This is a genomic window from Stenotrophomonas tumulicola, assembly GCF_014117215.1.
Taxonomy (GTDB): domain Bacteria; phylum Pseudomonadota; class Gammaproteobacteria; order Xanthomonadales; family Xanthomonadaceae; genus Stenotrophomonas; species Stenotrophomonas tumulicola.
The window spans coordinates 139,832-153,855 of record NZ_JACGXS010000009.1 but is presented as its reverse complement, the minus strand read 5'-3'; the positions used below and the strand labels follow the sequence as shown (position 1 = coordinate 153,855).

Sequence of the window (14,024 nt, the reverse complement as noted above, 5' to 3'; positions counted from 1 at the left end):
TCCGAGCGCCCGCTGGTCAAAAACAGGCCCTCCTGCGGCGTGGCAGGGGGGCTCGCCTAGCCCGCGCTAATATGCCTGTGCCTGGGCGGGAATGCCAGATCGAACGTATTCCCGGTGGCAGCCAAGTTGGGGTTGTAGGCCGGATCGGCCGCGATCACCGAGGACCAGCGCGACATCACCAGCGCCACCTCACGATCGAACCGCTCGCGCTTGGCGCCCTCCATGTCGCTGCCACGGCTGGCGGATTCATGGTGGTAGAGCTCGGCATAGGGCGTCCAAAGGTTGCGGTACCCCGCCTCGCGCACGCGCAGGCAGAAATCCATGTCGTTGTAGGCTACCTGCAGGGCGGTATCCAGTCCGTCCACCTGTTCATATACCGACTTGCGCACCAGCAGGCACGCTGCGGTCACCGCCGAGAAGTTCTGCAGCAGGCGTGCACGCAACATCATCCCCACCCAGCCACGCGGGCGATCGGCATACGCATGCACCCCTACCCCGTTGAAACCGAGAATCACACCGGCATGCTGGATGCTGTCGTTGGGGAAATACAGCATGGCCCCCACCGCCCCCACTTCCGGGCGAACGGCTTGGCTGGCCATCTCGGTGAGCCAGTCGCTGGAAATGACCTCAATGTCGTTGTTCAGCAGGCCGACGATGCTGCCGGTGGCCTTGGAAACACCCAGGTTGTTGATGGCCGAATAATTGAATGGAGCGTCATAGTCGATCACGCTCACCCTGGAGTCCTGCTGCAGCGCCTGCAGCAGTTCCAGTGCATCGGGCTCCACCGACTGGTTGTTGACGATGATGATCTCGTAATCCGGGTAATCGGTCTTTTCCAGGATGGAGGTCACCGCCATGCGCAGCAGGTCGGCGCGATCACGCGTGGGGATGATCAGCGAAACCCGCGGCGCAGGCACCGGCAAGCGGTTGCGGACGCGGTAGTTGCCGGAGAAATTCGGGATATCCAGCACCTCGGCGTCGCGGCCGATCCGGTCAAGGTGTGACTGGATGCTCTTCATCGCCGCATAGTGCGCGTAGCTCTTTTCGCCGGGGCCCAACGCGGTGGAACCCGGGATGGCACGCCAGTGGTAGAGCACATGCGGCACGTGGCCGATCTGACTGTCATCGAGCGTCTCGATGCAGCGCAATGCCAGGTCCCAATCCTGGCTGCCTTCGTAGCCAAGGCGGAACCCGCCCACCTTGTCCACTAGCCCACGGGCATACACGCCGAGGTGGCTGATGCAGTTATGGGAAAGGAAGAGATCGTAGTTCCAGTCCGCCTTGAAATAGGGATCGAAGCGGCGTCCCTTCTCGTCGATCTTGTCTTCGTCGCTGAACGCCATCTGCCAGGAGGGATTGGCCCGGAATGCCTTGGCCATCTCATACAGCGCGTGCGGATGCAATTCGTCGTCGTGGTCGAGCAGAACGATGAAATCGCCGGTCGCAAGCTTCAGCGCGTCATTGGACGACGCGGAGATATGGCCATTCTGCTCGCGCACCACGAACTTGATGCGCGGATCGGCTGCGGCAAGTTCCTTCAGCACGGCCACCACGTGCGGCTTGGGCGACGCATCGTCAGCCACGCACAGCTCCCAGTGCGGATAGCTCTGGTTGGTCACCGTCTGCACGCAACGGCGCAGCCACTTCTCGGGCGTGTTGTAGGTAGGAACCACGATCGAGAACGTCGGCAGCTTGTCCCAGGCTTCGACCTCGCCGCGTTCCGGGGCACTCAGGGCACCGTACAGCGCAACCCAGGCGTCGTAGTCGAACGCGTTGTGCAGGGCCATGGCGCTGTAGCGCGCACGCAGGAAACCGCCCAGGCCCGAGCGCCCATCGGTGAGCAGCGAGCGGAGGCTGTCCAGAGTAAACCGCAGCTTCGCGCGCCGCCCGCGCAGGTCGTACAGCACTTCCCTGAACATCGATAGGGCCACGTATGCCTGGCCAACCCGGCGCATGGCAAAGCGACCGATGCGGATCTCACAGGGACCGATGGACGGGTCGAAGCGGAGTTCCACTATCCGCCCGCTCAGCGGCACCAGGGTGCGCGATATGCCGTCGGTGTGGGGCGTGACATGCAGCGGCACGCGCTCCTTCTCGGTCATGCCTGCACCGCAGTTGGCGTACAGCACAGGATCCACCATGCGCGTCCCGGTTTCTTCCAGAACGAAACTGAGTTCGTACCAGCCACCTTCGACCTGGCCGCCTTTCGCAGGCACCAGGCGGCACTGCGGGTCGTCGCCGAAAGCACTCAGCTCAACCATCCCGTTTGAATCGATCGCGCCCAACGTTACGCCGCGGATCGGTTGCAACTGCAGTTCAATCATGTCATTCCCTGTATGTACGGCCGCGCCGGAGGGCGTGCGGCTGGACAATCGCCATCGCCCGCCCCTCCGACAAACTGATCTTCATGACGGCTGGCCGTCATGCATACAGCAAGCTAGGTTTGCGCCGTGTCGCCATTGGCACCGGCCGCCGGTGATGTCCCTGCCAGTTCCGCCAAGCGCTGCTCAAGGTTCGCCTGCGACTGCACCAGCGTCGCCAGTTGCTGCTCGAGCGCGGCGTGCTGGGCGCGTACCATGCTGGACAACTGGGCCAACGGCTTTTCCTGGCGCTGGCGCTGCAGCTTGTCCTTCAACTGCTGAATCGCCTGAGCAGCTCGCACGGCCACGGCCTGCAGCGCAGGCGAGGTCACCACGTCTTCATAGGCAACGCCGAGCACCACGGTGCTGGCCTGGCCATCGTTACCCAGCTGTTCCCAGACGCCACGCAGGTCGATTTCCACGTACGGATCGTTGTGCAGGCTGACGAAGCGGATGCCTTCCTGGATCGCACTGGGCAGCATGTCGCCGTTGACGACGAAACGCGGTGCTCCCGGTTCGGCGAACAGGTTCATCGTCGCCCCGCCCGCGCGCAGGCCTACCTTCACCAGGCGGTAGGTGCCCGGCAGGCTGGCCGGGTCCACGCGCACGTGGTGCGGGCGCTGGTCCGCCGGGAACTCGAACTCGAACGTGGCATCGGTACCACCGGCATGGATGATCGAGAGCGAACGCGCCTCTTCGAAGATCTGCCCATCGTTGCGGTAGTACATGAGACATTCGATCGAATGCTCCACCGCATCGGCGCCACCGGAGGGCATGCCGGTTTCTGGATCCAGCAGGGCGGCCGCAGCGGCTTCGAAGATCGCCCGTGTCGCCTCGGGGCGCGACATCGCCTCACGCATGAACGCCTTGAAGGCCTCAGGCACGTCGGGACCGACCGGCACCACGCCAAGGCCGTTGCTATGGTTGAACTCGAACACCTCGTAGGTCGCCCGCAGCTCTTTCATGAAGGTATGTACGCCGAAGTTGCGATCGTGCACCGCGCTATCGTGGAAGATCACCACCGCCGACGGGCTGAGCTTGGGCAGCCAGGTCTCGAAGTCATGCTTGACGGCGTCATAGGTGTGCAGGCCATCGATGTGCAGCAGGTCGATGCTGCCGTCTTCGAACTGCTCCAGCGCGTCGTCGAAGTAGGCTTTCACCAGCGTGGAGAAATCACCATAGCGCGGCTTCTGGTACGACGACAGCGTCTGGTAGACCTGGTCACCGTAGAAGCGGGCGTGCTCGTCACCCTTCCAGCAATCGACGGCATAGCAATGCGTCTGCGACTGCAGGCCAAGCGCCTTCACAGCCTGGCAGAACGCCAGGAAGGAGTTGCCTGAATCGGTACCCAGCTCAACGAAGCTGCGCGGGCGCAGCAGGTCCGCCAGTACGTACATGAAGGGAATGTGCCCCACCCAGGCGTAGGGATGGGTGATATGCGGCTTCAGGAAGATCACCGGGTGATCCTGCAGGCGGAACTCGGATGTCACGACACTCTCTCCAATTCAATCTGATGCATCGGAATGCCGATGATGCCGACCGGCAGCCCCTGTCCAAGGGAACGCAGCGCAAGCGCTTCGTGGATCCAGTGCTGGATCACATGCTCATGCTGGGAACCGGACGCCACGCCGGCGGTGATGAAGTAATCGCCCTGCTGCAGGCGCGGCATCTGGAACACGAAGGTCGCTCGGAAACGCTCTCCCGCGCGGACCGCGAGCTCGCCATCGAGGCGCGCGGTTTCGGTGTTGTCACCGAACAGCAGCTGCCCCAGCCGGTCCTTGAGGTAGAAGCCGATGATGGCATGCGGCATGTCTTCGCTTGCATGCGCGATGATTTCCAAGCGAACCGTTTCACCGCCAACGATCGTGGGCAGCTGTCGGCCATCGAGGTCGCACAGGCAGACATCCTCGATCTTCGCGTTGCCCTCGCCGAAACCAGTCGCCGGCGTAAACTCAATCACAGCGATGTCGTTGCGAAGCTGGCTGCGATCGATCAGATCCAGTCGCTTGTCACGCACGCGGCTGGCCACCGGCTGGCGCGGTGCAGGCTCGGCGCGCGCACTGCCGGTACGGCCTTCGCGGTCGGCGATGAAAGCTTCCAGGTAGGCATCCATCACCTCCTTGGGCTCACCCACCTGGCGCAGGCTGCCCTGGTCGAGCCAGATCGCCTTGTCGCACAATGCCGTGACCGAGCCGCCATCATGGCTGACGAACAGCAGCGTGCCCCGCTGCTTGAACTCACGCAGGAAGCGCATGCACTTCTGGGTAAAGAATGCGTCGCCCACGGACAAGGCTTCGTCGATGATCAGGATATCGGCGTCGACATGTGCGATGACGGAAAATGCCAGACGCATTACCATGCCGCTGGAGTAGTTGCGGATGGGCTGCTCGATGAAATCACCTATCGCTGCAAACTCGGCGATCTGGTGGAACCGCTGGTCGATCTGCTCCTTGCTGAGGCCAAGGATAGAGGCATTGAGGTAAACGTTCTCGCGCCCGGTGAACTCGGGGTTGAAGCCACTGCCAAGTTCCAGCAGCGCCGCCACCCGGCCGCGCACCGAAATCTCGCCATTGGTCGGCGTCAGGGTGCCTGCAATCAACTGGAGCAACGTCGACTTTCCTGATCCGTTGCGACCGACGATGCCCAGCGTCTCGCCACGCTTGACCTCGAAACCGATGTCACGCAACGCCCAGAATTCGCGGTAAAAGTGCTTGCCACTGCCGACCAGCCCTTGCATCAGCCGGTGGAACGGCTTGTCATACACTTGGTAGCACTTGCCGATACCGGTGACCTGGATGACGGCGTCGTCGCTCATCTTAAAGGACATCGGCAAATCCTCGGCGGGTCTTCTCGAAGAACGCGAAGCCTGCGTACATCACGCCCAAGGCGAGCAGTGCATATAGTCCAAGGCCGCTCCAGTCAGGCAACCGGCCCCAGAAGGCTACTTCGCGCACCTGGTCGATGATGAAGGTGAGCGGGTTGATCTTGAACACAAACTGGAACTGGGCCGGCAGCGTGGACACTGGAATGATGGCCGAGGACAGAAACAGCATCGCCGTGGAAACAACGCCCATCACCTGGCTGACGTCCCGCAGGTAGACACCCAGTGCGGAAAGAATCCAACTCACGCCGACCGCCAGCATTACCAGTGGCAGCACAACCACAGGAAGCAGGATGGCCGTCCAGTGGGGATCACGCAGCAACAGGGTGCTGATGACCAAGTACACCATCGCATTGGCTGCCAGGTGGAACAACGCCGAGAGGACCGCCGTCCAAGGCAGTAGATGCAGCGGGAAGATGATCCGCTTGACCAGGTTGCTGTTGCCGACGATGAGATTCGGGCTTCGCGTCAGCACCTCGGCAAAGAAACCATGCACGATGAGACCAGCGAACAGGATCATCGCGAATTCGGCCATGTTGCCCGATGCACCGGGCCAACGGCTCTTCAGGATGTAGCCGAAGGCAAGCGTGTAGACGCACAGCATCATGAAAGGACTGATCAGTGACCACAGCAAGCCGAAGCTCGCCCCGCGGTAGCGACCACGGATATCGCGCTGGGTCATCTCCCGCGTCAGCGAGCGATGCAGGCCCAAGGCCGAGAACGGTCCGGTAAGCAGGTTGTCCCGCTCACTGCGGCCCGCAGGCGTAATGCGAACGATTTGTCCGCTCATGAGATCACCAACGCCCTTTCCAGATCCACCATCAGATCCCCCAGATCCTCCACGCCCACGCTCAGCCGCACCAGCGCATCACTGATCCCCAGCTTCTCGCGGCGCTCCACCGGAATGGACGCATGCGTCATCACCGCCGGATGGTTCACCAGGCTTTCCACTCCGCCCAGCGACTCGGCCAGCGTGAACAACTCGGTCTTCTCGCAGAACTGCTTGGCCGCTTCGAACCCGCCCTTCAGCACGATCGAGACAATACCGCCATATCCAGCCATCTGGCGGGTGGCCAGCGCGTGTTGCGGATGCGAAGCCAGCCCCGGGTAGATCACCTTCTCCACCGCCGGGTGCTGTTCCAGCCACTGCGCCAGCGCCATCGCATTGGCGCAGTGTGCCTTCATCCGCAGCGGCAGGGTCTTCAGGCCACGCAGGGCCAGGAAGCTGTCGAACGGACCCTGCACGCCACCGATGGAGTTCTGCAGGAAGGCCATCTGTTCGGCCAGTTCGGCATTTTCGCCCACCACCACCATGCCACCGACCATGTCCGAATGGCCGTTGAGGTACTTGGTCGCCGAATGCAGCACAAGGTCCGCACCCAGCTCCAGCGGACGCTGCAGCATGGGCGAAGCGAAAGTGTTGTCCACCACGATGACCAGGCCATGCTTCTTCGCCACCGCAGCCACCGCTGCGATATCGACGATCTTCAGCATCGGGTTGGTCGGGGTTTCGATCCAGACCATCTTCGTGGCCGGCGTGATCGCTGCCTCGAACGCATCCAGGTCGGTCAGGTCGACGAAGCTGAAATCCAGCCCCGCCGTGCGGCGGCGCACGCGTTCGAACAAACGGAACGTGCCGCCGTAGATATCGTCCATCGCCACCACGTGGCTGTTGGCATCCAGCAGCTCCATCACCGTGGAACTGGCGGCCATGCCCGAGGCAAACGCAAACCCGCGCGTGCCGCCCTCCAGCGACGCCACGCAGCGCTCGTAGGCGAAACGGGTCGGATTGTGCGTGCGCGAGTATTCAAACCCCTGGTGCTCACCCGGACTGGACTGTGCATAGGTCGACGTCGCATAGATCGGCGGCATCACCGCGCCGGTGCTGGGGTCCGGCGACTGGCCGCCATGGATGGCCAGCGTGGAAAGCGACAGCGCGCGGTCGTGGCCGGTCTTTGAAGAGTTGGACATGAAGGATTCCTGCTGGGCGCCCGCAACGGTCGCCATCGAAGATGGGGGAGTCTAGCAGCGCGGCCTTAATGACCTTTGACGCAGATAAACCCCGATTCAGACGCTATCTACCGCTAATTTCGCCTTACTGGACCCGGCGCCGCAGGTAATTCAGCAGGTCGATGCGGGTGATTAGGCCCAGGAAGGCGTTGCCGTCCATGATGATCGCCACCTGGCCGCGGTCGAATACCGGCAGCAGCGCTTCGATGGGCGATTTCACGTCCAGCCGGTCCAGCTTGCTCACCATCGCGGTGGACACGGTGTCGCGGAACCGGGCTTCGTCGCCATAGACATGCAACAGCACGTCGCTTTCATCGACGATGCCGACCAACTGGTCGCCATCCACCACCGGCAGCTGCGACACGTCATACAGCTTCATGCGCTGGTAAGCCGTGGTCAGCAGGTCGTTCGGGCCGATCACGACTGTATCGCGCTGGCCGTACGGGCGCAGGATCAAGTCGCGCAGGTCGCCGTGCTGCGGGCGCTCCAGGAAACCGTTGTCCAGCATCCAGTAATCGTTGTACATCTTCGACAGGTACTTGTTGCCGGTGTCGGGCACCAGCACCAGCACCTTCTTGGGCGTCGCCTGTTCCTTGCAGTACTTCAGTGCAGCAGCCAGCAGGGTGCCGGTGGATGAGCCACCCAGGATGCCCTCCTTGCCCAGCAGCTCGCGCGCGGTATGGAAGCTTTCCGCATCGGTGATGGCATAGGCCTTGGTCACCCGGCTGAAATCGGAGATAGAGGGCAGGAAGTCCTCGCCGATGCCCTCCACCAGCCAGCTGCCCGACTTGTCATTGAGCACGCCGTCATTGATGTACTCGGCCAGGATCGAGCCCACCGGATCGGCCAGCACCAGCTCCGTCTTCGGTGACAGCTTCGCAAAGGCACGCGACAGGCCGGTCATGGTGCCGGAGCTGCCGCAGCCGAATACGATGGCGTCCAGGTCGCCATCCATCTGTTCCAGGATCTCCGGGCCGGTGCCGAACTCATGCGCGGCCGGGTTGTCGGGGTTGCCGAACTGATTGATGAAGTACGCACCCGGAATCTGCTCGGCGATGGTCTTGGCCAGGTCCTGGTAATACTCCGGGTGGCCCTTGGCCACGTCCGAACGGGTCAGGCGCACTTCGGCACCCATCGCCTTCAGGTTGAAGATCTTCTCCCGGCTCATCTTGTCGGGTACCACCAGGACCAGCTTGTAGCCCTTCTGCTGGGCCACCAGTGCCAGCCCCAGGCCGGTGTTGCCGGCGGTGCCTTCCACCAGCGTCGCACCCGGCTTGAGCTCGCCACGCTTTTCGGCCGCTTCGATCATCGACAGGCCGATGCGGTCCTTGATCGACCCACCCGGATTTGCGCTCTCGAGCTTCAGGAAGAGCTCGCATACACCGGTGTCCAGGCGCTGTGCCTTGACGATCGGGGTGTGTCCAATGAGGTCGAGGACGGAAGAATGGATGGGCATTGAAGAGGGACTTCGATTCGCGCCACGCAGGGCCGGACAATGGATTATCCGCTGGATGGACGCGAATGTGGAGGGTACCTGCAGCCTGTCGACACGCCTGCCGAAGCGGCAGCTCCCAGCCCTGGCTGCATTCCCATCCCAAGTGACGCGGACGACGTGGACCGACGAGGAGGTCCACGCCGCCCGCGACAGGGGAAACAGGATTGCCTGCCCCAGGCACCACAGCCAGCGGTGCCCGGGGATGACGAGCCCTTCAGGGTCGCCTGCTACAAGAGGCCGTCAATGGCCGGCGCGCCTGCCCGGGCGCGCGTGCGTCAATGCGCGGGGGAGGTATGCGTCTGCGGGGTTGTCTCGAACATCCGCTGGAGACGTTGCTTGGCCAGCAGCTTTTCCCGCTTCATCTGACCCAGGGTGACATCACTCACGGCCAACACGCCAAGTTCGGCATCCATGCACTGCCGGTTCAACTTCCGGTGTGCGTCATGCAGGGTCCGGAACTCAGGATCACGTGCACGGCGGGCCTCGATCTCGCTCTGGGGCTGATCTTCAAACATGATGTACCTCCTTCAGCTGAAACACGAACGCCCCGGCCTTGCGGCACGGGGCGTCTGTAGGGGGAAGAAAGGCTGGGACCGCATGCAGGGCCACGTTCCGTCCGGCATTCCACACTGGCCCGTGGATGACTGCCTGCTTCGGTTCGTGCCCAGATTGCATTGGCCCGGCCCTCCCATCGTCCGGTCCGCGGAATGCGTCCCGGACAATTGACCCTACGCTTGCCCGAAGGGGCCGACAAGCCCCTTGCGACAAAAAGACACAACGCGGCGACGAACGGTTCAGCCTGAATGGAGGTCGACCACATTCACCAACAAAAACAATGCTTTAAGGTGAAACAATCACCTCAGCGGAACGTGCCTTGGTGGCCGCGGCCTTCTTGCCCGACACCTGCAGCCGACTGCTGCTGACACCCCCTGCCACCAAGGCATCACGCAATGCTTCAGCCCGGCGCTGGCCGACCCCGGTCGCACTGTCATAAGCCTCGATCCGTACCCGGCCCTTCTTGCCGATGTTCAGATACTCCGCCAATGCCTTGGCCTGGTTCCTGGCACCGTTGGAGAGGCCCGCCTGGCCACTGGCAAACGCATCGCCGCCCAGCGTGAAGACTTCACCGCGATTGTCGAACTTCGCCGCCGGCAGCTTCTGCCCGGATACCAGTTCAGCTTCCTCGCGCGCCAGCTTGGCCGCGTTCTGCTGGGCCGCGCTGAGTCGCTGCTGCTGCTTGCCAGCCACGCTGGTCAGGGCGTTCTCGGCGTCCTGCCGCGCCAGCACCTCCGCGTCGGCGGCCAGGCGCAGGCGTTCGGCTTCCTCGGCCTGGATCTGCGCCTGCACGCGCAGGCGTTCGGCCTCCTGCCGCGCCCGCGATGCCTCGCGGCGGCTGGCCTCGATCAGCAGGTCGCTGCGGGTCCGGTCCAGCTGGCTCACCTCGCGCTGTGCCAGCGCGGCGCGCACGGCGGTTTCAGCAATCTCCACCCGGCGCTCGGCGAGGTAGGCGGCCAGTTCCCGGTCGCGTCGTTTGGCCTTGTCCAGCGTGGCGATGGCCTGCTGCGCCTGCATGCGCTCGAAGGCCCCCAGTTCGGCTGTATCGGGATTGGCGGAGATGGCCATCAGGCGCTGGCTGAGCTGCAGCACTGCCGGGTCGTCGGCGGCCACGGCCAGCATTGGCGCGGCCAGCAGGCCGATGGCAAGGAACATCGAATGTGCGCGCATCAGCGGTCTTCCCCGGTTTCCAGCTGACGTTGCAGCTGGGTGACTTCATTGCGGCGCAGCTGCAACTGCGCCGTGGCAGTCGCCTCCTCGCTGCGGGCGCGGGCCAGGTCAGCATCGGCCGCGGCGCGCAGGGCCATGGCCGGTGCGTTCTTGCGTTCGCGACGATCGCCCACGGCGCGCTGGGCCTGCTCCAGCCCTTGTCGCGCCATGCTGATCAGGTCCGGGGCGTACTGGTCGGCATCGGCCTGGGTGGCCTTTTCCACCGCCTGTTGGGCCTGGCCCAGCTCCAGCGTGCCCTCCTGCGCCCAAGCGGAGGGGGAAAGCATGAATGCCAACGCCATCACATACAGGCATTGGCGCATTTGTGCGAAGCTACGTCGATTCATTGGGGAGGCCGTGCCGGTAGTTGTGCACGGTCATTGTCGTCATGCTTGCGCCATGCTTGCAACCGGGGGCGCCGGCAGTTCGTTTTTGGGGAAAAACGCGATGGATATCGGCTACTTCCTGAAGCTGATGACCGAAAAGAACGCTTCGGACATGTTCTTGACCACTGGCGCGCCGGTGTACATCAAGATCGAGGGAAAGCTTTACCCGCTGGGCAGTACCGGCTTGCCGCCGGGCATGGTCAAGAAGATCGCCTATTCGCTGATGGATGAAGGCCAGGTGCCCCAGTTCGAACGCGAGCTGGAACTCAACATGGCCATCGCGCTGGCCGACAGCGGTCGCTTCCGCGTGAACGTATTCAAGCAGCGCGGCGAAATCGGCCTGGTCATCCGCGCCATCCGCAGCCGGATTCCCAGCATCGAAGAGCTGAACCTGCCCCAGGTGCTGAAGGACGTCATCATGACGCCGCGCGGGCTGGTGCTGGTGGTGGGTTCGACCGGTTCCGGCAAGTCCACCTCGCTGGCGTCGATGATCGACCACCGCAACAGCACCACGACCGGCCACATCCTCACCATCGAGGACCCGATCGAGTACCTGCACACGCACAAGATGTCGATCGTCAACCAGCGCGAGGTCGGGCTGGACACCCATACCTTCCACAACGCGTTGAAGAATGCGATGCGCGAGGCGCCGGACGTCATCCTGATCGGCGAGATCCTGGACGCGGAGACCATGGAAGCGGCGATTGCCTTCGCCGAAACCGGCCACCTGTGCCTGGCCACGCTGCATTCCAACAATGCCGACCAGACCATCGAGCGCATCCTGAACTTCTTCCCGGAAAGCGCGCACCGCAACGTGCTGATGAACCTGTCGCTGAACCTGCGCGGGGTGATCAGCCAGCGCCTGGTCAAGGGCATGGACGGCCGCCGCCTGCCCGCCACCGAGGTGCTGCTCAACACGCCGATGATCCGCGACCTGCTGCGCCGCGGCCAGGTGCATGAGATCAAGGCCGCGATGGAAGCCTCGCTGGAAGAAGGCATGGAAAGTTTCGACCAGTGCCTGTTCCGCATGGCCAAGGACGGCACGATCGAAATCGAAGAGGCGCTGCGTGCAGCCGATTCACGCGATGGACTGGCGCTGAAGTTCCGCCTGTCCGAGGGCAGCAGCGGCGAACACGACCCCTACGCGGATTTCTCATGAAGAAAGGGGACGGAGGGGATTAAGTCGTAAATGGCACTAGGGCCATTTACGACTTAATCCCCTCCGTCCCCTTTTTCAGGCTGCGTCGGCCTGGCTTTCCGGGCGTGCGGCATCGAATGCGGGCAGGGCCAGGCAGGCCGCTTCTATGCGCTGCAGGGTGGGGTAGGCCGACAGGTCCAGCCCGAAGCGGTGCGCGTTGTACAACTGCGGCAACAGGCAGGCATCGGCCAGTCCCGGACCGTCTCCGTGGCAGAACGTTCCCGTCCCGCCACTGCCCGCCAGCATCGTTTCCATCGCCGCGAGGCCTTCGGCCATCCAGTGCAGGGTCCACCGGGTGCGTTCGTCTGCCGGCACCTGCAGCGTGTGTTCCAGGTACTGCATTACCCGCAGGTTGTTGATCGGGTGGATATCGCAGGCCACCAGCTGCGCCAGCGCGCGCACGCGTGCCCGGCCCGCGGCGTCGCCTGGCAGCAGCGGCCTGTCCGGGAAGGCCTCATCCAGGTACTCCAGGATCGCCACCGACTGGGTCAGCACCTGCCCGCCATGCAGCAGTGTCGGCACCAGTTGCTGCGGGTTGAGCGCCCGGTACGATGCATGCCGCTGCTCACCGCCGTCGCGCACCAGGTGCACCTGCCTCGGCTCCCAGGCCAGGCCTTTCAGGTTCAAGCCGATGCGCACGCGGTAGGCGGCGCTGGAACGCCAATAGGTGTACAGGACGATGTCGCCTTCCCTGCCCTGCTCCATCGACGCCGCTTCATGACGGCCAGCGTCCGTCACTACGCCCCCGCTCACGGCCGTGCGGCCTGCTCGATACGCTGTTCGATCGCACCGAAGATGCTGTTGCCGGCGGCATCCAGCATTTCGATGCGGACCACGTCGCCAAAAGACATGAACGGCGTGGACGGCTTGCCATCGCGCAGGGTCTCCACCGTGCGCAGCTCGGCGAAACACGACGCGCCCTTGCTGGTGTCCTCATTGGCGATCGTGCCGGAGCCGACGATGGTGCCGGCACCCAGCGGGCGGGTCCGGGCGGCGTGTGCCACCAGCTGGGCAAAATTGAACTGCATGTCCACGCCGGCCTCGGGCGCGCCGAACCACTCGCCATTGACGTGCGTGACCAGCGGCAGGTGCACCTTGCTGTCCTGCCATGCCTCACCCAGCTCGTCCGGGGTGACGAATACCGGCGACAGCGCCGAACGCGGCTTGCTCTGCAGGAAGCCGAAGCCCTTGGCCAGCTCGCCCGGGATCAGGTTGCGCAGCGACACATCGTTGACCAGCCCTATCAACTGGATATGGTGGGCGGCCTGTCCTGCATCCGCCGCCATCGGCACGTCATCGGTGACCACCACCAGTTCGGCTTCCAGGTCGATGCCGTACTCCTCGCTGGTCACCTTCACCGTGTCGCGCGGACCATGGAAGCCGGCGCTGGTGGCCTGGTACATCAGCGGATCGGTATAGAAACTCGCCGGCACCTCGGCGCCACGGGCGCGCCGCACGCGCTCCACGTGCGGCAGGTAGGCGCTGCCATCGACGAACTCGTAGGCCCGCGGCAACGGTGCGGCCAGTGCCTGCGGATCCAGGTCGAACACACCATCCGCGTCACCGGCATTCAAGGATTCATACAGCGCGTTCAAGCGCGGCGCGACATGGCTCCAATCCTCAAGCGCAAGCTGCAACGTAGCGGCAATGCCAGTGGCACGCACGCCCAGGCGCAGGTCCCGCGAGACCACGATCAACGTGCCATCGCGGCCGCCTTCCTTCAATGAACCAAGCTTCATGGGTGGGTATCCGGGTGGAGTGGCAAACAAGTTTCAAGTGTAATCAAGACGCCACGGCGGCAGAAAGCTGCGCCGCCGCATCGCCTCGATTGTAGGCCCGCGATGCCGGGCCCAGCGGGGCATGGCCCCGCTCTACCGCTCCTCTTTTTTTCAACGCGGCTGGCGGCATGGGAACTTCACCCGTTCGACCT

At 63.6% G+C, this 14,024-nt stretch carries 12 protein-coding genes; 1 reads left to right on the top strand and 11 read right to left on the bottom strand.

Translation table 11 applies throughout. The features are described from left to right. Positions 1 to 56 precede the first annotated feature (56 nt). The 9 genes from H4O11_RS15515 to H4O11_RS15475 all read right to left on the bottom strand — a co-directional run bounded on the left by H4O11_RS15515 (position 57) and on the right by H4O11_RS15475 (position 10,833). Positions 57 to 2,324 carry a glycosyltransferase family 2 protein gene (locus H4O11_RS15515; protein WP_246333526.1) on the bottom strand — a complete coding sequence of 756 codons (2,268 nt, stop codon included), beginning with the start codon at positions 2,322 to 2,324 and terminating at the stop codon, positions 57 to 59. Between the two features lie 113 nt (positions 2,325 to 2,437). Further along, positions 2,438 to 3,850 carry a class I SAM-dependent methyltransferase gene (locus H4O11_RS15510; protein WP_182340424.1) on the bottom strand — a complete coding sequence of 471 codons (1,413 nt, stop codon included), beginning with the start codon at positions 3,848 to 3,850 and terminating at the stop codon, positions 2,438 to 2,440. Beyond that, positions 3,847 to 5,187 carry an ABC transporter ATP-binding protein gene (locus H4O11_RS15505; RefSeq protein ID WP_182340422.1) on the bottom strand — a complete coding sequence of 447 codons (1,341 nt, stop codon included), beginning with the start codon at positions 5,185 to 5,187 and terminating at the stop codon, positions 3,847 to 3,849. The genes H4O11_RS15510 and H4O11_RS15505 overlap by 4 nt, the downstream gene beginning before the upstream one ends. Continuing rightward, entirely contained in the window at positions 5,177 to 6,031 is an 855-nt protein-coding gene (locus tag H4O11_RS15500; protein WP_182340420.1) for an ABC transporter permease, read from the bottom strand. Before H4O11_RS15500 ends, H4O11_RS15505 begins: the two co-directional genes overlap by 11 nt. Further along, entirely contained in the window at positions 6,028 to 7,212 is a 1,185-nt protein-coding gene (locus H4O11_RS15495; RefSeq protein WP_182340418.1) for a cystathionine gamma-synthase, read from the bottom strand. Before H4O11_RS15495 ends, H4O11_RS15500 begins: the two co-directional genes overlap by 4 nt. Before the next feature lie 124 nt (positions 7,213 to 7,336). Next, positions 7,337 to 8,707, bottom strand: coding sequence for a pyridoxal-phosphate dependent enzyme (locus tag H4O11_RS15490; protein WP_182340416.1), 1,371 nt, complete (start codon positions 8,705 to 8,707; stop codon positions 7,337 to 7,339). A gap of 314 nt (positions 8,708 to 9,021) precedes the next feature. Then, positions 9,022 to 9,261 (bottom strand): HP1242/YdcH family protein, encoded by a 240-nt coding sequence (locus H4O11_RS15485; protein ID WP_182340414.1) that lies wholly within the window; start codon positions 9,259 to 9,261, stop codon positions 9,022 to 9,024. Positions 9,262 to 9,586: 325 nt separating this feature from the next. Then, the gene (locus H4O11_RS15480) at positions 9,587 to 10,471 is read right to left on the bottom strand and encodes an OmpA family protein (RefSeq protein ID WP_182340412.1); all 885 of its coding nucleotides are present in this window, start codon (positions 10,469 to 10,471) and stop codon (positions 9,587 to 9,589) included. Further along, on the bottom strand, positions 10,471 to 10,833 hold the full coding sequence (locus tag H4O11_RS15475) for a DUF4398 domain-containing protein (protein ID WP_182340470.1): 363 nt from the start codon (positions 10,831 to 10,833) through the stop codon (positions 10,471 to 10,473). The genes H4O11_RS15480 and H4O11_RS15475 overlap by 1 nt, the downstream gene beginning before the upstream one ends. 124 nt (positions 10,834 to 10,957) lie before the next feature. On the opposite strand from H4O11_RS15475, the gene H4O11_RS15470 reads away from it, so the two are divergent. Then, positions 10,958 to 12,055: a PilT/PilU family type 4a pilus ATPase gene (locus H4O11_RS15470; RefSeq protein ID WP_182340410.1), complete on the top strand. Its 1,098-nt coding sequence runs from the start codon at positions 10,958 to 10,960 to the stop codon at positions 12,053 to 12,055. Between the two features lie 75 nt (positions 12,056 to 12,130). Here H4O11_RS15470 and maiA read toward each other — a convergent pair whose 3' ends face one another. Both maiA and H4O11_RS15460 read right to left on the bottom strand, forming a co-directional pair. After that, positions 12,131 to 12,799, bottom strand: a complete 669-nt coding sequence (gene maiA / locus H4O11_RS15465) for a maleylacetoacetate isomerase (RefSeq protein ID WP_182340408.1) — start codon at positions 12,797 to 12,799, stop codon at positions 12,131 to 12,133. Positions 12,800 to 12,843: 44 nt separating this feature from the next. After that, positions 12,844 to 13,833, bottom strand: a complete 990-nt coding sequence (locus H4O11_RS15460) for a fumarylacetoacetate hydrolase family protein (RefSeq protein WP_182340406.1) — start codon at positions 13,831 to 13,833, stop codon at positions 12,844 to 12,846. Positions 13,834 to 14,024: the final 191 nt, after the last annotated feature.

Bases quoted from the DNA above. Each gene is read 5' to 3' on its own strand.
- H4O11_RS15515 (WP_246333526.1), bottom strand. From the start codon at position 2,324: ATGATTGAACTGCAGTTGCAACCGATCCGCGGCGTAACGTTGGGCGCG.
- H4O11_RS15505 (WP_182340422.1), bottom strand. From the start codon at position 5,187: ATGTCCTTTAAGATGAGCGACGACGCCGTCATCCAGGTCACCGGTATC.
- H4O11_RS15500 (WP_182340420.1), bottom strand. From the start codon at position 6,031: ATGAGCGGACAAATCGTTCGCATTACGCCTGCGGGCCGCAGTGAGCGG.
- H4O11_RS15495 (WP_182340418.1), bottom strand. From the start codon at position 7,212: ATGTCCAACTCTTCAAAGACCGGCCACGACCGCGCGCTGTCGCTTTCC.
- H4O11_RS15490 (WP_182340416.1), bottom strand. From the start codon at position 8,707: ATGCCCATCCATTCTTCCGTCCTCGACCTCATTGGACACACCCCGATC.
- H4O11_RS15485 (WP_182340414.1), bottom strand. From the start codon at position 9,261: ATGTTTGAAGATCAGCCCCAGAGCGAGATCGAGGCCCGCCGTGCACGT.
- H4O11_RS15480 (WP_182340412.1), bottom strand. From the start codon at position 10,471: ATGCGCGCACATTCGATGTTCCTTGCCATCGGCCTGCTGGCCGCGCCA.
- H4O11_RS15475 (WP_182340470.1), bottom strand. From the start codon at position 10,833: ATGCGCCAATGCCTGTATGTGATGGCGTTGGCATTCATGCTTTCCCCC.
- H4O11_RS15470 (WP_182340410.1), top strand. From the start codon at position 10,958: ATGGATATCGGCTACTTCCTGAAGCTGATGACCGAAAAGAACGCTTCG.
- maiA (WP_182340408.1), bottom strand. From the start codon at position 12,799: ATGGAGCAGGGCAGGGAAGGCGACATCGTCCTGTACACCTATTGGCGT.
- H4O11_RS15460 (WP_182340406.1), bottom strand. From the start codon at position 13,833: ATGAAGCTTGGTTCATTGAAGGAAGGCGGCCGCGATGGCACGTTGATC.